An 18,553-nucleotide genomic window follows, 5' to 3' on the forward strand; every position below is an offset into this window, starting at 1 on the left:
AACTGATCTTCGCCGACCTCGACAGCTGCGAGAAGCAACTGCAGAAAGTCGCGCGTAACGCCAAGGGCGGCGACAAGGATGCCGTGGTTCAGAAGGGCCTGCTGGAGCAATTGATCGCTCACTTCACCCTCGGCAAGCCGGCGCGCAGCCTGATGAAGACCATGAGCACCGATGAAAAAGCGGTGATCAAGGGCTTCCACCTGCTGACCACCAAGCCGGTCATGTATATCGCCAACGTCGCTGAAGACGGTTTCGAGAACAACCCGCACCTGGACGTGGTCAAGGCCATCGCCGAAGAAGAAGGTGCCATGGTCGTTCCGGTCTGCAACAAGATCGAAGCGGAAATCGCCGAACTCGACGACGGCGAAGAGAAAGACATGTTCCTCGAAGCCCTGGGCCTCGAAGAACCAGGTCTGAACCGTGTGATCCGCGCCGGCTACGAAATGCTGCACCTGCAGACCTACTTCACCGCCGGTGTCGAAGAAGTCCGCGCCTGGACCGTGCGCGTCGGTGCCACCGCACCGCAAGCCGCTGGCGTGATCCACACCGACTTCGAAAAAGGCTTCATCCGCGCCGAAGTGATCGCCTACAACGACTTCATCCAGTACAAAGGCGAAGCCGGTACCAAGGAAGCCGGTAAATGGCGCCTGGAAGGCAAGGACTACATCGTCAAAGACGGCGATGTGATGCACTTCCGCTTCAACGTGTAAAACCTCGACCCAAGAAAAAGCCGCGTTTGAAACGCGGCTTTTTTGTGCCTGAAATTCGGGCAACACCCCATACCCCGTAGGAGCGAGGCTTGCCCGCGAAGGCGTCACCATGCCGCTAAAAGCTTCGCGGGCAAGCCTCTCCCCTACAGGATAGGCATGGGATCAGGCCTTTTTGGTGCGTGGCAAGAAAATCGCCAACACACCCAGCAACGGCAGGAACGAACACAGGAAGTACACGTACTCGATGCCGTGAATATCTGCCAAATGCCCCAGCAACGCCGCGCCGATCCCGCCGAAACCGAACATCAAACCGAAGAACACCCCGGCAATCATTCCGACATTGCCCGGCACCAGTTCCTGGGCATACACCACGATGGCCGAGAACGCCGAAGCCAGGATGAAGCCGATGACCACGCTGAGCACACTGGTCCAGAACAGGTCGACATGCGGCAGCAACAACGTGAACGGCGCCACGCCAAGGATCGAGAACCAGATCACGGCCTTACGCCCGATCTTGTCACCGATCGGCCCACCGAAAAACGTCCCCGCTGCAACCGCGCCGAGAAACAGGAACAGATGCAACTGCGAACTGGCCACTGAAAGGTCGAATTTTTCGATCAGGTAGAAGGTGAAATAACTGGTGAGGCTGGACATATAAAAGTACTTGGAGAACACCAGCAAACCGAGAACCACCAGCGCACTGATCACCCTTCCCTTGGACAGCCCGTGGGTTGCAGCCTGGCCTTGCTTGAGCTTGAACAGGTTCAGGTGATTGGCGTACCAGCGGCTGATCCGGTACAGCACGAACAACGCAAATACCGCGAACAACCCGAACCAGGCCACGTTGCCCTGACCGTAGGGAATGATGATCGCCGCCGCCAGCAACGGACCGAACGCCGAACCCGCATTGCCGCCCACTTGAAAAGTCGACTGCGCCAGCCCGAAGCGTCCGCCCGAGGCCAGTCGTGCCACGCGAGAAGCTTCCGGGTGGAAGGTCGAGGAGCCAATGCCGATCAGCGCCGCCGCCAGCAGGATCATCGGGAAGCTGCCGACCACCGACATCATCACAATCCCCACCAACGTGCACACGGTGCCCGCTGGCAACAGCCACGGCTTGGGATGGCGGTCGGTGTGATACCCGACCCACGGCTGCAACAGCGAAGCCGTCAGTTGGAACGTCAGGGTGATCAACCCGACCTGGGTAAATGTCAGGCCATAGTTAGCCTTGAGCATCGGGTAAATCGACGGCAGTACCGACTGAATCAGGTCATTGATCAAGTGCGCCAGCGCCACTGCGCCGATGATGCGCATGACCAGAGGACTGCTTTGCGAAGGAGCGGAGGCCGGCACGGAACCGGTCTGGGCATTGCTGATAGCCATGGGGGTTTCCAGACAACGAAGGGTGCACACGAACAGTTGCGTCAATGTGCCATTTTTCGGTGCAGGAGCGCCATCCCCTTAGCCTGCTAACTACTTCAATTTTTCATCGCTAAAGAGGTGATAGCGCTGTGCCATGGTCTGAATCTTGCCTTCCTGTTCCGCTTCAACGCGGCCCTCTTACAAAGAGGGCCGAGAATGGGAAGTTTCGCCACAGAGTCGGCCTACAGAGCTGGCAATGGTGAACTTTCGAGGCCTTTTAAGGGGCACCGGTCGTGGTCTTACGAGTCACGACGCACGCCAATGGTGCGCGGTGTTCAAAGGAGTCACGGGGCATGCAGGCTTTTTTATCACCGGGGATCGGGCTGCTGGGGCGTTTCGGGTTTGCGCGCAAGTTCCAGCTGTTGTTTCTGCTGTTCATCCTGCCATTGGCCGGCAGCCTGTGGATGATCGGCCAGGATTATCGCGACAAACTGAATTTGATCTCAGGAGAACGTGCCGGGGTTCGTCAACTTCTCGCCCTTGATGCGCTGGACAACCTGCTTTCCGCCCAACGTGATCGTGCAGCCCGATGGCGCGCAACGGAAACCAATCGCCAACCGACGCCTGCAACGCTGGCCGCCATGGCAGCCTTCGACGCGGTCCAGCCCGCCGTCACTCAGGCCGCTTCTGACCTTGGTGCAACGCTGCAAAAAGACCAGGCCAAGGATGAAACCTTGACGCGTTTTCAAACCCTGCAGTCGGCGCTCAACGGCCTCGACTCGAAAAGCCTCAGCAGCGTCGGTTGGTGGCCGGACGGTTACGATCGCTTCACCAACGCCTTGAGTGCGCTGCAAGCGTTGCGCGAGCAAATCGCCATGGACAATCGCCTGACACTCGCACCCTGGCTGGAAACGTACCTGCTGACACAGATTTCCACCCAGCACGCACCGGACCTGATCGAACGCGTCGGTCGCCTGGCCGCCGTGGGCCAGGCATCCGTGGTGTCCGGGCAGTTCACCTTGCAAAGTCGCCTGCAATTACGTGATCTGCGCAGCCGCATTGGAGATGCCAGGGAGCAATTGGCAAAAACGGCGGGGGTGCTAGAAGCCCGCTTGCCCAGCGCCCTGCGAACCTGGGCCGATCAGTACCATGACAGCCTCAAGCACCTCGATTCAGGGTTGAAAGTCCTCGATGACGGCGTGTTCGGCGGCAGCATCAACCTCAAGCCCGAAGACTTTGAGCGCAGCCTGGACGCCCTGCTCGCCAACCTCGCGGCGTTGCGCCAGCAATCGCTGGAATCGCTGGACCAGCGTCTTGATTACTACCACGACTCGGCGATCCGTCAGTTCATCGTGGTGGCGAGCGTGTTTGGCTGCCTCTTGCTGGCGGCTTTGTACCTGTTCATTTGTTTGCAGGCGTCGATCCGCCGTAGCGCCAGCGGTATCACCCTGCTCGCCGAAGCCCTGCGCGACGGCAACCTGAGCCTGCAAGCGCCGGTTCAAGGTCGGGACGAATTGGCGGCCATCAGCACCGCGCTGAATGTTGCCGTGGTGCAGTTGCGCACCAGTTTGCTCGGTGTGGATCACGAAACCCTGCAATTGAGCAACGCCGTGCAAACCCTCAACCACCATTCCAGCGATGCGCTGGGCGAGGTCGAAGCCCAACAGTTGCAGATCAGTCAGATAGCCGCTGCGGCCACGCAATTGGCCGCGACCTCTCAAGGGGTGGCCCACAGTTGCGAGCAGGCTTCTGGCAGCGCTCAGCAGACTCAGCGCATTGCTGCCGACAGCAGTCGGGACAGCCTGCGTACTACGGCAAGTATTCAGGCGCTCAATCAGCGTCTGAACGACACCGCTGCGGCGCTGGGTCGGGTCAGTGAACAAGGGCAGCAGATCCAGTTGGTGGTCGACACCATTCGCGGCGTCGCCGAGCAGACCAACCTGTTGGCGCTCAACGCCGCCATCGAGGCCGCCCGTGCCGGCGAGCAGGGCCGTGGTTTTGCAGTGGTGGCCGACGAAGTGCGCAGCCTGTCGCAACGCACGCAGTCCTCGACCGCGCAGATCGCCGGTACGGTCGACAGTTTGCGCAGCACGGTGAACGAAGCCGTCAGCCTGATGGAAGCGGCGTGTGGCCAGGCGCAATCCGACGCCCTGGCCGTCACGGGCCTGGGCGAGCGTCTGGGGGAAATTGCCAGTGCAGTACAGGGCGTCACCGACACCCTGGCGCAGATTGCGACAGCCGTGGAGGAACAGGCCAGCACCGCCGACGAGGTCAGCGGCAACATCCAACAGGTCGATCAGGCCGCGGTGCGTTTACTCGAAGGTGCCCGTGCGGTAAACCACGCAGCCGACACATTGAGCCATGGCAGCAAGGCATTGAGTGCCAATACCGGCAGGTTTCAGCTCAATTGATGCCCTCCCCCGAGTGTTTTTTTCGGCTCAGGAGGATAAGCGGTTGAAAGCGTAGAGAAATATTTTAGATTTGTGCTTGACGCATCCCCGTTACCGGTGAATAATGCGCGCCACTTGGCTACATAGCTCAGTTGGTTAGAGCATAGCATTCATAATGCTGGGGTCCGGGGTTCAAGTCCCTGTGTAGCCACCAAGTACTAAAAACGGCTTACCGCAAGGTAGGCCGTTTTTTTATGCCTCGAGAAAACTGCGCCGCGGTGACAGGAGATCCTCAACCGCTGCGCTCGTCGATCAGGTTCGAACCGTCGGCAATGCAGACAGCGCTCGCTCCCAGATCTGCCAGGTCCGCAACCAGACCATCGCCTGCCAATCGTTGTCGGCAGGATAAAACTGCTCCAGCAGATTCAGCTTGATCTCGCGCCCTGTCGCATCACCTGGATTGCCATGCAGATGCAGCCAATGATCATCACGCAGATGGCGATGCACGTCCGGGCCCGGATACGTCCCGCACTCAATGACAAACGGCATCAACCGCACCTGCGGCAACGCATCGAGCAACGCCTGCGAGGTATAGCCGGTGGCCGTTGCGGCCACACCGGTTTCGCTCAAGGTGTCGGCGCCGGTTTGCAAACTGTAGAGCCACGGCCCATAGATCGCCTGCGCATCCGCCAGCGCCGGATAGGCAGACTCGGTTATGGTCAATAACATCGGATGCCCGTACTCACCGGCGCCGGTGTGCAGATCGAAACACATGGCAACCTCGGCATGGCTCATGTGCTTTTGCATGATCCGGTGCAACGTGCGATTCGACCAGCTCGGCACCAGCCCGCCATAAAACAGGCCATCGGGGTGAGCATGCTGTCCACCTTCGACGATTGACATCACCGCTGGCCAGCCGTGTCGCGCAATCTGTTCATCGAGCAACGCATCGGCCCGCTCCCGCTCGGGGCCTCGCAACTGCGTGCAGGCATAGATGTCATGCAGCGCGTTGTAAGCCTGGTTGTCCGGCAGTGGGCGCTGGAAGTTCAGGTGATTGCGGTTCAGGTCGATATTGTCTTCGTTGACCCGCCGCAGCCACGCCATGCCCCAAGGGTTGATTACATGGATCATCACCACAGCCACATCCGCCGGCAATGAGCGCTTGCCAAGTTCCTGCAGCCACTTGATCTGGCAACTCGAACCGTAAAAGCCTTCCACGCCATGGGTGCCGCTCAACGCGATCAACAATCGCTTGGCACCTGGATCCCCCAGCACCGCCACGTCAGTCGCCAGCGGTTCACCGAACGGCCCTCTGAGCGGATGAGCGTACTCGCTCAGCGTCGCACCCGCCGCGCTGGCCGCTGCCAGAAACTGTTCGCGCTGAGCTCGGTAACTTGGCTGCGTTGGAAACTCGGTCTGCATGTCTGCCTCTAGTTGGTTTTCTGACCTGCCTGTTGGCAATGACCCTACAGAAAATCCGCCCGATGATGAAGCACAATGCAATCTTTGCAGCGAGAGCCGGTTTGCGTCACCGCAAGACGGTAGATAAAGTCGCCGGAACGTTTATCTCACGGATGGAGTGCCCCACGTGTTCTCAGCTTTGCACTTGAACCGTCATCGAGTGTCAGCCATTGCGCTGATCACCGCCGCGATAGCCCTCGGCGCCTGCAACAACGCATCGGTACCGACACTGCCGCTCGCACCGGAAAGCGCTTCCGGTTATCGCACCGATCTACAGACCCGCCACGCCTCGAAACACATGGCAGCCGCCGCCAACCCGCTGGCCGCCGAAGCCGGGCGCGAGATGCTGCGTCGCGGTGGTTCGGCCATCGATGCCGCGATTGCGATGCAAGCGGTATTGACGCTGGTCGAACCGCAATCGTCAGGCATCGGCGGTGGCGCCTTGATTGTGTTGTGGGATGGTAAAACCGTGCGCACCTACGACGGCCGCGAAACCGCACCGGCTGGCGCCACCGAGAAGCTTTTCCTGCAGGCCGATGGCCAACCCATGCCCTTCACCCAGGCACAGATTGGCGGCCGCTCGGTTGGCACGCCGGGCGTGTTGCGTGCGCTTGAACTGGCCCATCGCAAACACGGTCGCCTGCCATGGGCGCAACTGTTCGAACCGGCGATCGAATTGGCCGAGCAAGGTTTTGCCATCTCGCCACGGCTGCACGGGCTGATCGCCTCGGACTCGTCCATGGCTCGCTCCCCCGAGATGATGGCTTACTTTCGCAATGCCGACGGCAGCCCGAAAGCCAGTGGCACCCTGCTTAAAAATCCGCCGTTGGCAGCGTTGTTCCAACGTATCGCCAAGGAAGGACCGGACGCGTTGTACAAAGGCGCTGTTGCGCAGGAAATCGTGGCCAAGGTCCAAGGTCATGCCAATCCCGGCAGCCTGTCACTGGTCGATCTGGCCAACTACAACGCCAAGGAGCGCGCGCCCCTGTGTAGCGATTACAAACGCTGGCAGGTGTGCGGCATGCCGCCGCCGTCATCGGGCGGAATTGCCGTGGCGCAGATCCTCGGCACGTTGCAAGCCCTGGAGGCTCGCGATCAGCGCTTCGCACTCGCCGCGATGAAACCGCTGAAAACCAGCGCCCCTGCCGGCATCGAACCGTCCCCTGAAGCCGTGCACCTGATCTCGGAAGCCGAGCGCCTGGCCTATGCCGACCGCGCGCAATACGTGGCCGACACAGATTATGTGCCGGTGCCTGTCAAAGGCCTGATCGACCCGGCTTACCTGGCCAGCCGAGCCGCCATGATCGGCGATCGCAGCATGGGCACCGCCAAACCGGGCACACCGCCGGGCATTCAGGTCGCCTATGCGCCGGACCGCTCGCCTTTGCGCATTTCCACCTCGCAAATCGTCGCCGTCGATGATCAGGGCGGCGCGGTCTCGATGACCACCACCATCGAATCGGCATTCGGCTCGCATGTGATGGTTCAGGGCTTTCTGCTCAATAACGAAATGACCGACTTCTCATTCATCCCCGAGGAAAATGGGCAGAAGGTCGCCAACCGCGTCGAACCGGGCAAACGCCCCCGCTCCTCCATGGCCCCGACGTTGATCTTCGATCGTCAGAACGGCGAATTCCTCGCCAGCATCGGCTCCCCCGGTGGCTCGCAGATCATCGAATACGTCGCCAAATCCACTATCGGCCTGCTCGATTGGAACCTCGACCCGCAAACAGCCATCAACCTGCCCAACTTCGGCAGCCGCAACGGCCCGACCGAACTGGAACGCGGACAATTCAGCCCCATGCTGATCCAGACGCTGAAGGACAAAGGCCACAACGTGAATGAGATAGACATGACCAGCGGCACTCAGGCCGTGGTTCGGGTCAAGGATGCGCAAGGCAAAGCATCATTGGCCGGCGGCGCAGACCCTCGGCGCGAGGGTGAAGCGTTGGGGGATTAAATGCGACGATGTGGCAATGGAAGAGGGCTTACCGGGTGGTAGGCCCTTTCCAAGAGTATTCAGACATCAGGCCGGCATAGCCAAAATGATGTGCGGGTGACGTTATAGTCCAGGCGCTTTCAACGACTGATTTTCAACGCCCGTCGCGCCTGATGCTTTTCCATCGCCAGTTCAATCAACCGCGTAACCAGTTCGCTGTAGGTCATGCCCGCGGCTTGCCAGAGTTTCGGGTACATGCTGATACGGGTGAAACCGGGCAGCGAGTTGATTTCGTTGATCAGCACTTCTTCGCTGTCGGTCAGGAATACATCGACCCGCGCCAGCCCGGAACATCCGAGCACATGAAAAGCCTCGACCGCCATGGCCCGAATGCGCTCGCTGGCCTCGACGCTGATATCGGCCGGGACCACCACTTGCGCGGCCGTGTCGTCGATGTATTTGCTGTCGTAGGAATAAAACCCGTCGCGCACCACGATCTCGCCACAACCGCTGGCGATTGCCTGTTCGTTGCCAAGCACCGCGCATTCGATTTCGCGACCGCTGACAGCCGACTCGACCAGCACCTTGTCGTCAAAGCCCAGCGCCAGCTCGACTGCCGCCACATACTCGGCTTCGCTGGTCACTTTGCTCACGCCTACGGAAGACCCCTGGTTCGCCGGTTTGACGAACAGCGGCAGACCCAGCTTTGTCGATACTTGCGCGAAACCGCTGCGGGCGGCAGTCGTGCGGGTCAGGGTCACGAACGGTGTGACCGCCAGGCCCGCATCACGCAGCAGGCGCTTGCTGATGTCCTTGTCCATGCACACCGCCGAACCGAGTACATCGGAACCCACAAACGGCAAATCAGCCATGCGCAGCAGGCCTTGCAGGCAACCGTCTTCACCGAGCGTGCCGTGGACGATCGGAAAGATCACGTCGACATGCCCCAGTAGTTCCTGATTGGAGGTTTCCACCAACTGCTGGCTGGCTTTGCCGGGCACCACCGCCAGCTCCCGGTTGGACTGATTGAGGGCAATCAGCGCCGGATTTTCCTGGTTCAGCAGAAAATTCGAAGGGTCGTTGAGATGCCAATGCCCTTGTTTGTCGATGCCGATGAGCACCGGTTCGAAGCGCGAACGGTCCAAGGCATCGACGATATTCTTCGCCGATTGCAGCGACACTTCATGCTCGGCCGAACGACCACCAAAAATAATCCCTACACGCAGTTTGCTCATTGCCTGGTCTCGAAGTGAATGTGCTTACGACTCGCGTTGCCGCACCTTACGACTGCAAAAGCTTGCCGTCCACTGGCTCGCCAATCGTCAAAAAGTGCCCACCGGCGACGTGGCGCAAGGTGCGCAACGCATCGTGGCCTTCAAAGTGCCAACGGCCGTCACTGAACACACGCTCGTCGGCCTGGGCGGCAATCACTTCAGCCCAAAGGGGCCGGACAGCGGTGGGAAGCGTTCATGGATGTCTGCTGCTGGGGAAAGAGCCGATTGTAGCGAGGTAAAATCCCGGAAATGAAAAGATCGCCGAAGCGATCTTTTCACGTACGTCACATCGCGCAGATCTTATGACGACAGCTGATTGGCAAACTGCCCCACTGCATTGACCACCTTCTGCGCACCGTCCTGGATCTCGACAATCACCGTCCCCGCTTCCGCTGCCAGCGCCAGCCCCTGTTCGGCCTGCAGTTTGCTATCGGTCATCAGCGCCACAGCGTTGCGCGCCATGTCCTGGTTCTGACGCACCACCAACACGATTTCATCGGTGGCCTGGCTGGTGCGCGAAGCCAATTGCCGGACTTCGTCCGCCACCACGGCAAACCCTCGTCCCTGCTCACCGGCCCGGGCGGCTTCGATAGCGGCGTTGAGCGCCAGCAGGTTGGTCTGTTCGGCAATACCGCTGATGGTTTTGACGATTGTGCCAATCACCAGCGACTGCTCGTTCAGGGCTTCGATGCCATCGCCGGCGGTTTGCATGTGTTTGGCGAGGTCGCGCATCACATCCACCGCTTGCGTCACCACGGCCGTGCCGCGTTGTGCACTCTGGTCGGTTTGCTGCGACGTGCTGTAAGCGATGTTCGCCGCTTCGGCGACCGCTTGCTCCTGATTGACCTGATCGGTAATGACCGTGGCGAACTTCACCACTTTGTAGAGCTTGTTGTTGGCATCGATCACCGGGTTGTAGGACGCTTCCAGCCAGACTGTACGACCATGGCTGTCGATACGCTTGAATCGACCTGTGACGTACTCACCTGCATTCAAGCGGCGCCAGAAGTTCTGGTATTCGGCGCTGTTGTACTCGTCCGGCAGGCAAAAAGTACGGTGATGTTTACCTTTGATCTGCGCCAGGCTGTAACCCATGCCCGAGAGAAACCGGTCATTGGCGCTCAATACGTTGCCATTGAGGTCGAACTCGATCACCGCCGTCGAGCGCACCAGCGCGCCGATCAGGTTTTCATGTTCGCGGGAGGCCTCGATGGTGCGGGTCAGGTCGCTGGAGAAAATCGAAAAGTGCCTGATCCGACCGTCAGCCGAGCGAACCGGCTGAAAGATCGAACGCAGCCACGCTTCCTGCCCGTTTCCACGCAACAAACGCACGGTGCCGGCAAAGTGTTCGCCGCGGGTCAGGGCGTTATTGAAACGCCGTTGGAATTCGTCGTTCTTCACATGCTCCGGGGCGATGTCGTCGATGTGCCGGCCGATCAGCTCGTTGCTTTTGTAGTGCATCTCGCTCAGGAAATTCTGATTGACCGACTGCACCCGGCCATCCGTATCAAGGGTCAGCACCAGCATCTCGCTTTCCAGACTTTCCTTCACTTGCTGAAGGCTGGAGAGTTCTTCACGAAGAGCCGACAGCTCCTGCTTCAAGCGTTTATTGAACATGGGGATGCACCGATGGACTGGATAGAAAGCGATATGCAGCCTAGCCATCGGCCTTGCAGGTCTTTTCTGAAGAGCGTTTGAGTTTTGTCCTACAAAAATAGTTGCCACACGTGGGCAAGCTTGTCAGTCAGGCAGTGCCGGGCGCCGGACAATGTCCAACGCCGGGCATACGCGCACCGAAGTACGCTGCGCTGCCCCCCCCCACCGCGCCCATCACTGCACAGAAAATCACGCAGATCCATGGGCTCCACGGCATCAGACCGATCAACAACAATGGGGTGATACTTGCCCAGACGGCGTAGGCAATGTTGTAGGTAAAGGAAATGCCCGAGACACGAACCCGCGCTGGAAACAGGCTGACCATGACCGAGGGCACCGCGCCGACCACCCCGCACCCGAGCCCCGCCACAGCGTAGGCCAGACCGATCCAATCACCACCGCTGATCAGGCAGCCATAGAGCACGCCGATGCCCAGCGGCAGCAGCAGGCTGTACAACATCACCGTACGCCAGGCGCCAATGCGGTCGACCAGCCAACCGGCAAGCACGCATCCGATGTTCAGAAAGACGATGCCCAATGCGCTCAAGGCGAACGTATGACTGGCGGTCATGCCGAAGGTTTTCTGCATCATGGTCGGGGTGATGACCACGAACACCACCACTGCCGAAGTCAGCACGCAGGTGAGGATCATCGCCGGCAGCATGGCCAGCCGATGTTCACGCAGGACCGCCCGCAACGGCAGCTCGACAGCCTCTTCGCGCCGAGTCTGCATAGCCATGAACACCGGGGTTTCGCTGAGCCAGCGACGCAACCAGACACCGATCACGCCGAACACGCCACCCAGCAGGAATGGGTAACGCCAGGCGAAGTCGAGGATCTCTGCCGGCGTAAACGCCTGCGCGAGGAACGTCGCCGTCAAAGCGCCAAGCAGATAGCCAAAGGTCAGCCCCGCCTGCAAAAAACCCAAGGCATAGCCCCGATGGCCGACCGGCGCGTGCTCGGCGACAAACACCCACGCGCTCGGCACCTCACCGCCCACCGCCGCGCCCTGGAGAACCCGCAGGGCCAACAGCAGCAGTGGTGCGAAGTAACCGATTTGCGCATAGGTCGGCATGATCCCGATCAGCAGGCACGGCAGCGCCATCATCAGGATGCTCAGGCTGAAGACCTTCTTGCGTCCCAACCGGTCGGCAAAATGCGCCATCAGGATGCCACCCAGCGGCCGCGCCAGATAACCGGTGACAAAGATGCCGAAACTTTGCAGCAGGCGCAGCCACTCAGGCATTTCCGGTGGAAAGAACAGCTGACTCAACGTCAGCGCGAAAAATACGAAAATGATGAAGTCGTAGATTTCCAGCGCCCCGCCGAGCGCTGCGAGCCCCAGGGTCTTGTAGTCCGAGCGGCTGAACGGCGCCGGGCGTGAATCAGTGTTGGCAGTCATGAAAAGAACTCTGGCACAGGCATAAATCAAGGCGCCCATGGTCTACGCAAACGCGCCAGCGGACAACCCGTTAGACCAAAGTCCCATAGCCACAAAACAGCGCCGCAAAAAAACAGTGGTTGAATTAATGTTGAGGTCTGTCCAGACGGGCGTCTGACGCCCTGAAGACCACTACAAACATAAAAATTCGAGGTATTCCCGTGGCCGCTGATATCGAAGATACCCGCTCCGCCCGCTTCGCCCTGCGCTGTTCAAGTTTTGCCGAACGCTGGTTCCCCGACTCCTGGGTGTTTGCCGCCCTGGCGGTGATTATCGTGGCGGTGGCCACCATGGCCATGGGTGCCAAACCTACGGACGCCGCCATGGCCTTCGGTGACGGTTTCTGGAGTCTGATCCCTTTCACCATGCAGATGGCTTTCGTGGTGATCGGCGGTTATGTGGTCGCCAGCTCGCCACCGGCCGTGAAGTTGATCGACCGCCTGGCGAAGTTGCCGAAAAACGGCCGCTCCGCGGTGGCATGGGTGGCGCTGATCTCTATGGTCGCGTCGCTGTTGAACTGGGGGTTGTCGCTGGTTTTCGGCGGTTTGCTGGTGCGTGCCCTCGCCCGTCGCACCGATCTGAAAATGGACTATCGCGCTGCAGGTGCCGCCGCGTATCTGGGGCTTGGCGCGGTGTGGGCCTTGGGCCTGTCGTCGTCCGCAGCACAATTGCAGGCCAACCCGGCGAGCCTGCCACCGTCGATTCTGTCGATCACCGGAGTGATTCCGTTCACCCAAACCATCTTCCTGTGGCAGTCAGGCGTGATGCTGCTGGCGCTGATCGTTATTTCGCTGATCATTGCCTACGCCACCGCGCCGGGTCCGAACACCGCTCGCGACGCCGAGGCCTGCGGCGTCGACCCGAGTTTCAATTTGCCACCGCTGCAACCACGCACGCGTCCTGGCGAATGGCTGGAGCACAGCCCATTGCTGACCATTTTGCTGGTGCTCCTGGCCGCTGGATGGCTGTTCCATGAGTTCTCGACCAAACCGGCGATCAGTGCGATTTCCGGGCTGAACACCTACAACTTCCTGTTCATCATGCTCGGTGCATTGCTGCACTGGCGCCCGCGCAGCTTCCTCGACGCCGTGTCCCGTGCGGTTCCGACCACCACTGGCGTGCTGATCCAGTTCCCGCTGTACGGTTCGATTGCCGCGCTGATGACCACGGTCAAGGGTGCCGATGCGCAGACACTGGCCCATCACATCTCGACCTTCTTCGTCAGCATCGCGTCCCATGACACTTATGCGCTGCTGATGGGTGTGTATTCGGCGATTCTCGGCTTCTTCATTCCATCCGGCGGCGGCAAGTGGATCATTGAAGCGCCGTACGTGATGCAAGTGGCCAACGACCTCAACTACCACCTGGGCTGGGCGGTGCAGATCTACAACGCCGCCGAAGCCCTGCCGAACCTGATCAACCCGTTCTACATGCTGCCGTTGCTGGGTGTACTCGGGTTGAAGGCGCGGGATCTGATCGGCTTCTCCTTCGTGCAATTGCTGGTGCACACACCACTCGTTCTGTTACTGCTCTGGGCGCTGGGCACGACACTGGCGTATACGCCGCCGGTAATGCCGTAAAAAGCTTTTTTCTGCCTGGTCCCGCATGAGCACGCGGGGATCAGGCAGAAAGCCTGTCGATTAGTGAATCGAACGAACCCGACAGAATGAAAGCCGCTTTCCTACAAAAGCTGTGGCGATATCACACTCATTACAGGCGCAAGTCCTGACTCTTGCTGCCAGCAGTGTTGAATTAACCTGTCTCGGAGAATCAAACCCCAAAACTCAAGGAAGAAGCGATGACACCAATATCCAAAACACTGGAAGCGTTGATCAATGAAATCTACCAGGATGGCAACGTCTCGGTAGTTGAGTACAGGACACTGCGAGACGATGCAGATCGCCGTATGGACGCGGTCATTCGCGAGTTTGGCCAGCACAACAATGTGACGGCCTTTCAGAAAGCAATGGATGTCGCCATGCAGCTATTGCAAACCGCCGTTATCGATGCAAAAAAAGCCGCACTGACCGACACCGGAGAGGCGATCGTCAAGGACGCGGTCGTCGCACAAGTCGAATACCTGCGTGCCGGCAGCCAATTGGCGCTGCGCCTTCTGTGATTGGCTGATCCGGAACCAGCCCGCAAATACAAGTTGCGGGCTGAACTGTATTTCTTCGAAAAAATGCTCGAGGCCTACTTTTCTGAGGCATTGCGTTGCTCCAGTATGCGTGTATCCGTAACGGGACCACGCTGAAAAGGATCTGAGCATGATGAAACTCGCAAGCCTCACTCTTGCAGCCCTCACCTTGAGTGCCACAGCCCATGCCGATATCAACCTGAAGCTGGGCAGTACCGAACGCGTTACCCGCCTATTCGCCTACCCCAACAACTGCAACGTGATCTGCTTTCGCAACTGGACGCTTGAGCAAACCGTCGAGCACTATCTGACTCAAAGCGTACAACGCGATGGCTACAGCGATGCGAAGGTGTTGGTCAAAACAGACAACGCTCAGCTTTACGCCGAAATCACTGGCGTACCCAAACGTTATGAAAAGCCCCTGGCCGCGCTGCTTGACGCGGGTGACCTGGCCTACAACGGCGCCAGCAAACTGAATGCCGACGGCAAGTGGGCGTATAACTGGTATCTGTTCCTGCCGCTGGGCATGGCGCTGGAAAACCGCAGAAGCGTCGAGCTGCTGCACTTTCCGCCGGACTATTCGCTGACCCAGGCTCAGGATTACCTGCGGTCTGCCACCACTGATCGCTGGGCGACGCTGCTGACAGTCAACGGCGTTCCTGCCGAACAAACGCCGGGTTACCAGACAATCATCGATATCGCCCCGATTGCCGCACCGTCCAACGCCGGCAAGGACCTTGAGGGGGTCTATGGCTACTTCAAGGATTACCAGGCCACGATGGTCAAACAGATCAGCCTGAACGCCAGCGGCGAGCCCCTGCCAATGGTCGCCTTCGGCACACCGGTGCGAAACTGGGTCAAGGAGCAATACGGTCCGACGGTGAATGTGTTGAGCCTGGTCTACATCAGCCCGAACGATGGAGTGAAAGTCCCCGTTCTAGGCGCTAATCACCCGAGCTACATTTGGTACGCCGCGGACCCGGCGAATTACACGGGCACCGATGCCAAGGCCAAGGCCGATGCGGCGGGGCTCAAAGTCATGGGCCAGGATCTGAGTGCTTCGTGTTGGCAAGCGACTATGGGCCGTGAGTCGGACACCAATGCTGATGTCGAGCTGAAAAGCTGCACACAAATGTGGCAAGTGGCCCAGAAAGATAAAACCTGTGAGCTGTTCTACACCTCGATTCGCAACCTGACGCCTCAACAAGCCGTGGCCAAATGCGCGTCGGCAACGATCCAGGCCCAGCTCAAACAACTCAAGGCGCCAGCACCGGCAACGGCAATCCCCGCGCCAGCGCTGTAAGTGGAAGTCAGCGCACGGGCGGCGCCGACGACCAGATGTTTGCCACACTGGCGTCGGCAACGCCGCCGCTGATCGGTTTACAGCGGTTCGAACGGGCGCAGGCGGTACTGCGGCGGCAGCTGCTCGAAACCACTGATGGTGGTGTTCAGGCTTTTCCAGCGGCCGTCCTTGATCCCATAGATGCAACCGTGAATCGACAGGCTCTGCCCGCGATGCCAGGCATTTTGCACAATGCTGGTGTGCCCGACGTTGGCCACTTGCTGGATCACGTTCAGCTCGCAGAGACGGTCGACCCGCTCTTCCTCAGTCGCCAACGCAGCCAGTTCTTCACGCTTTTCGTAGTACAGATCACGAATCGAGCGCAGCCAGCCGTCGATCAGGCCGAACTGACGGTCCTGCATCGAGGCGCGCACGCCACCGCAGCCATAGTGGCCGGTCACCAGGATGTGTTTGACCTTGAGTACATCGACCGCGTACTGAATCACCGACAGACAGTTGAGGTCGGTGTGCAGCACCACGTTGGCCACATTACGGTGGACGAATAGATCGCCCGGCAGCATGCCGACGATTTCGTTGGCCGGCACCCGCGCGTCGGAACAGCCGATCCACAGGAACTCGGGAGTCTGTTGGCGAGCCAGCTTGGCGAAGAAGTCAGGATCCTTTTTAGTGATCGCGTCAGCCCAGCGCTCGTTGTTATCAATCAGATCTTGTAATTCGTTCATGCTTTGAAGCCTCAAGAATGGTGCGCAGTTTTGACTGACAACCGTCCGTCGGGGTCACGCGCAAAATGCAGTTGTTCTCCAGTTACCTGCTGCAGGGCTCCATGCCGGTGGAATTCTCGGTAACCCAATGGGTCCACCCTAGTAAGGCCCACAGTATGAGGAATTACCATGACTGAATCACGCCGTCCTTACGATGCAGTGCAACCGGAACCCATCGATGACAACGAAGATCGCATGGGTTCGATGAACGAACTGGACTTCGATGATGACGAACCCAGCGCAAAAATCGGTGACGAGTTGCCGGACAAGGAGCGCGAGCAACTGATGCCACGCCAGCGCGTGCGCGAAGCCGGCATGACTGGCGCCTCGACGGGCGACCACGAACCCACTGACGACGACCTGAGCCCGGAAACCTTGATCCGCGAAGACGGTGCCAGGGATGCCAATGAAGCCGGCAACGGTAATCAGGCTGATTGGGACTTGAGCATCGTCGATGAAGACGACATTGGCGGTGGCGACGGGCTGGATGAAGCGGAGATGGCGCAGCGCGATCCACTGGACCGCAAGCGCTGATTTTTTGTGGCGAGGGAGCTTGCTTCCGTTCGGCTGCGCAGCAGTCGCCAGATGCCCGCCCGCCTCACAAGGGAGCGCCTTGCGGCCCGGCGCGAGCAAGCTCCCTCGCCACAATGGTGATTCAGTCCACCAGCGTACAGGCCATCACCACTGCATCTTCACGCCCGCCCACCGCCGGGTAGTAATCCCGCCGACGGCCGATTTCGTTGAAGCCATAGCGTTCGTACAATTTGAACGCGGCGGTATTGCTGTCGCGCACCTCCAGAAAACATTCTCGAGCGTCAGCCTTGTAGGCAATCGACATCAGATGCTCCAGCAACGTCAAACCCAGGCCACGGCCCTGATTTTCCGGTTTGACGGTGATGTTCAGCAGGTGCGCCTCGTCGAGGATGATCTGCACCACACCGTGGCCGACCTGCTGCTGACCTTCAAACATCAGCCAGATCTGGTACTTGCCCAGCCCGTCGAGAAAAATTCCGCGGGTCCAGGGATGGCTGTAGGCCGCGTATTCAATCTTCAGAACAGATTCCAGGTCCGCCTCGATCATCGGGCGGAACGATACCGCGTCACTCATTCGATTCTTTCCAACGCGCCATCAGCCGACGCATGGCTTGCCAGACATCAGCCTTACGCTGTGGCTCTTCCATTAATAATTCCAGGCCCGGCACCGCCCAGGCGCAGCCCAGGCCTTCGATCTGCAGTTCCCGGTTGAAGGACTCGGCATCCGCCTCACCGGCGAAACGCACCGCGGGCAGGCCGATCAGCCACACACAGACGCACGGTGCATCTTCCAGCCGGGCCGAGAGAAAACCCTGAACAAAATCGCGCGCAGCTTCCGGACCTTGATCCATCGTGCCGCGCACCAGTAATGGCCAGCGTACTGGCTCACCGACAATCTGCGGGCTGTCCGGCAGACCGGCGGCGCGCAGCATGTCCTTGAGCAGCAGATAAGCGGGGTCGCGGGCCTGAAACGCCTCGCCTGTGGGTAACTCGACCAGCAGCAGGCAACGCCCGGCGCGCAGCAACTGCAAGGCGAAGCGCGGTGGCGGCACAATCGGTGCCTTGACCACGAGCGGCGCTTCTACAGCCTCTTCCACCGCTACGGCACCGGTACGCGTGCTCGCAAGCGATGGCCGTGGCACCTCGACCTTGACCCGTTCAGCCGGTTTGACCACTGGTGCCACGGGCACTTCAGCCACGGCAGCCGGTACCAGAGGCGCGACGACCATCGGCTCGGGCATTTCCAGCAGTTCGGGCCGCGACGGGGCGGCAAAGGGTAATTCGGTGCGCGGCAGCCAGTTGACCACCTGCATGGCGTTCAAATAAGCGCGACGGCGGGACTCGATAAGCAAAGGTCGGCCACTTGTGGATAACTAAAGTTGAGGGATTCTACCGCCCTTCGCCCAAGATCGCCCGCAGTTGATCGACAGACTGCACCGATAGTCTTTGCACCAGTGAAAAAAGGCGACAGCCTGTCCCGAGAGTGAATCGCATCGCGCCCAATGCAGTACAATCGCGGCTTTTAATCGCCAACAGCCGGCCATTCCGATGATCGAACCCAAGCGCGTCTTGCGCGCCCTCGCTGAAC

The 18,553-nt window shown here is 59.7% G+C and carries 16 protein-coding genes, 1 tRNA gene and 1 pseudogene; 8 read left to right on the top strand and 10 right to left on the bottom strand.

Annotated elements, in window-relative coordinates:
* Nucleotides 1-710 (top strand): DUF933 domain-containing protein (locus D8V06_RS23280; protein WP_130931897.1); only part of this gene is annotated, 710 nt, incomplete at its 5' end.
* Nucleotides 711-872: 162 nt separating this feature from the next.
* On the opposite strand, the gene D8V06_RS23285 is transcribed toward D8V06_RS23280, so the two are convergent.
* A complete protein-coding gene (locus D8V06_RS23285) occupies nt 873-2,090 on the bottom strand; it encodes an MFS transporter (RefSeq protein WP_056853279.1) in 1,218 nt (405 codons plus the stop codon).
* Between the two features lie 332 nt (nt 2,091-2,422).
* Between D8V06_RS23285 and D8V06_RS23290 the strand changes: the two genes are divergently transcribed.
* The gene (locus D8V06_RS23290) at nt 2,423-4,480 is read left to right on the top strand and encodes a methyl-accepting chemotaxis protein (RefSeq protein WP_130931898.1); all 2,058 of its coding nucleotides are present in this window, start codon (nt 2,423-2,425) and stop codon (nt 4,478-4,480) included.
* Between the two features lie 116 nt (nt 4,481-4,596).
* Nucleotides 4,597-4,673 (top strand) — tRNA-Met (locus D8V06_RS23295).
* 98 nt (nt 4,674-4,771) lie between these two features.
* Here D8V06_RS23295 and D8V06_RS23300 read toward each other — a convergent pair.
* Nucleotides 4,772-5,881: a DUF2817 domain-containing protein gene (locus D8V06_RS23300; protein WP_130907731.1), complete on the bottom strand. Its 1,110-nt coding sequence runs from the start codon at nt 5,879-5,881 to the stop codon at nt 4,772-4,774.
* 166 nt (nt 5,882-6,047) lie between these two features.
* Here D8V06_RS23300 and ggt point away from each other — a divergent pair, with 166 nt between their 5' ends.
* Nucleotides 6,048-7,880 carry a gamma-glutamyltransferase gene (gene ggt / locus D8V06_RS23305; RefSeq protein ID WP_130931899.1) on the top strand — a complete coding sequence of 611 codons (1,833 nt, stop codon included), beginning with the start codon at nt 6,048-6,050 and terminating at the stop codon, nt 7,878-7,880.
* A gap of 119 nt (nt 7,881-7,999) precedes the next feature.
* Here ggt and ddlA read toward each other — a convergent pair whose 3' ends face one another.
* From ddlA to D8V06_RS23325, 4 genes and pseudogenes are all read right to left on the bottom strand, one after another.
* Entirely contained in the window at nt 8,000-9,094 is a 1,095-nt protein-coding gene (gene ddlA, locus D8V06_RS23310; protein ID WP_130931900.1) for a D-alanine--D-alanine ligase, read from the bottom strand.
* Nucleotides 9,095-9,140: 46 nt separating this feature from the next.
* Nucleotides 9,141-9,296, bottom strand: a pseudogene (locus D8V06_RS23315) (flavin reductase); the annotation flags it as partial.
* Nucleotides 9,297-9,433: 137 nt separating this feature from the next.
* Nucleotides 9,434-10,750: a PAS domain-containing methyl-accepting chemotaxis protein gene (locus tag D8V06_RS23320; protein ID WP_130931901.1), complete on the bottom strand. Its 1,317-nt coding sequence runs from the start codon at nt 10,748-10,750 to the stop codon at nt 9,434-9,436.
* Between the two features lie 127 nt (nt 10,751-10,877).
* On the bottom strand, nt 10,878-12,191 hold the full coding sequence (locus tag D8V06_RS23325; protein WP_130931902.1) for an MFS transporter: 1,314 nt from the start codon (nt 12,189-12,191) through the stop codon (nt 10,878-10,880).
* A 200-nt stretch (nt 12,192-12,391) separates the two neighbouring features.
* Here D8V06_RS23325 and D8V06_RS23330 point away from each other — a divergent pair, with 200 nt between their 5' ends.
* The 3 genes from D8V06_RS23330 to D8V06_RS23340 all read left to right on the top strand — a co-directional run bounded on the left by D8V06_RS23330 (nt 12,392) and on the right by D8V06_RS23340 (nt 15,670).
* The gene (locus D8V06_RS23330; RefSeq protein ID WP_056853286.1) at nt 12,392-13,810 is read left to right on the top strand and encodes a TIGR00366 family protein; all 1,419 of its coding nucleotides are present in this window, start codon (nt 12,392-12,394) and stop codon (nt 13,808-13,810) included.
* Between the two features lie 218 nt (nt 13,811-14,028).
* Nucleotides 14,029-14,349 carry a hypothetical protein gene (locus tag D8V06_RS23335; RefSeq protein ID WP_056853287.1) on the top strand — a complete coding sequence of 107 codons (321 nt, stop codon included), beginning with the start codon at nt 14,029-14,031 and terminating at the stop codon, nt 14,347-14,349.
* Nucleotides 14,350-14,497: 148 nt separating this feature from the next.
* Entirely contained in the window at nt 14,498-15,670 is a 1,173-nt protein-coding gene (locus D8V06_RS23340) for a hypothetical protein (RefSeq protein ID WP_056853288.1), read from the top strand.
* Between the two features lie 77 nt (nt 15,671-15,747).
* Here the strand turns inward: D8V06_RS23340 and can are convergent, their stop codons facing one another.
* Complete coding sequence (gene can / locus D8V06_RS23345) at nt 15,748-16,392, bottom strand: carbonate dehydratase (protein WP_056853289.1); 645 nt, start codon at nt 16,390-16,392, stop codon at nt 15,748-15,750.
* Between the two features lie 168 nt (nt 16,393-16,560).
* Here can and D8V06_RS23350 point away from each other — a divergent pair, with 168 nt between their 5' ends.
* Nucleotides 16,561-16,965, top strand: a complete 405-nt coding sequence (locus tag D8V06_RS23350) for a serine kinase/phosphatase (protein ID WP_130931903.1) — start codon at nt 16,561-16,563, stop codon at nt 16,963-16,965.
* 121 nt (nt 16,966-17,086) lie between these two features.
* Here D8V06_RS23350 and rimI read toward each other — a convergent pair whose 3' ends face one another.
* The 3 genes from rimI to D8V06_RS30620 all read right to left on the bottom strand — a co-directional run.
* A complete protein-coding gene (gene rimI / locus D8V06_RS23360) occupies nt 17,087-17,539 on the bottom strand; it encodes a ribosomal protein S18-alanine N-acetyltransferase (protein ID WP_056853291.1) in 453 nt (150 codons plus the stop codon).
* Nucleotides 17,532-18,278: an energy transducer TonB gene (locus D8V06_RS23365; protein WP_130931904.1), complete on the bottom strand. Its 747-nt coding sequence runs from the start codon at nt 18,276-18,278 to the stop codon at nt 17,532-17,534. The genes rimI and D8V06_RS23365 overlap by 8 nt, the downstream gene beginning before the upstream one ends.
* Before the next feature lie 76 nt (nt 18,279-18,354).
* A partial coding sequence (locus D8V06_RS30620; RefSeq protein WP_206663068.1) for a hypothetical protein occupies nt 18,355-18,553 on the bottom strand: 199 nt, incomplete at its 5' end.

The organism is Pseudomonas sp. Sample_24 (genome assembly GCF_004307605.1).
In the GTDB taxonomy this organism is placed as follows: Bacteria; Pseudomonadota; Gammaproteobacteria; order Pseudomonadales; family Pseudomonadaceae; genus Aquipseudomonas.

Coding starts and splice junctions, on each gene's coding strand:
- D8V06_RS23285 (WP_056853279.1), bottom strand. CDS start 2,090: ATGGCTATCAGCAATGCCCAGACCGGTTCCGTGCCGGCCTCCGCTCCT.
- D8V06_RS23290 (WP_130931898.1), top strand. CDS start 2,423: ATGCAGGCTTTTTTATCACCGGGGATCGGGCTGCTGGGGCGTTTCGGG.
- D8V06_RS23300 (WP_130907731.1), bottom strand. CDS start 5,881: ATGCAGACCGAGTTTCCAACGCAGCCAAGTTACCGAGCTCAGCGCGAA.
- ddlA (WP_130931900.1), bottom strand. CDS start 9,094: ATGAGCAAACTGCGTGTAGGGATTATTTTTGGTGGTCGTTCGGCCGAG.
- D8V06_RS23320 (WP_130931901.1), bottom strand. CDS start 10,750: ATGTTCAATAAACGCTTGAAGCAGGAGCTGTCGGCTCTTCGTGAAGAA.
- D8V06_RS23325 (WP_130931902.1), bottom strand. CDS start 12,191: ATGACTGCCAACACTGATTCACGCCCGGCGCCGTTCAGCCGCTCGGAC.
- D8V06_RS23335 (WP_056853287.1), top strand. CDS start 14,029: ATGACACCAATATCCAAAACACTGGAAGCGTTGATCAATGAAATCTAC.
- D8V06_RS23340 (WP_056853288.1), top strand. CDS start 14,498: ATGATGAAACTCGCAAGCCTCACTCTTGCAGCCCTCACCTTGAGTGCC.
- can (WP_056853289.1), bottom strand. CDS start 16,392: ATGAACGAATTACAAGATCTGATTGATAACAACGAGCGCTGGGCTGAC.
- D8V06_RS23350 (WP_130931903.1), top strand. CDS start 16,561: ATGACTGAATCACGCCGTCCTTACGATGCAGTGCAACCGGAACCCATC.
- rimI (WP_056853291.1), bottom strand. CDS start 17,539: ATGAGTGACGCGGTATCGTTCCGCCCGATGATCGAGGCGGACCTGGAA.
- D8V06_RS23365 (WP_130931904.1), bottom strand. CDS start 18,278: ATGCAGGTGGTCAACTGGCTGCCGCGCACCGAATTACCCTTTGCCGCC.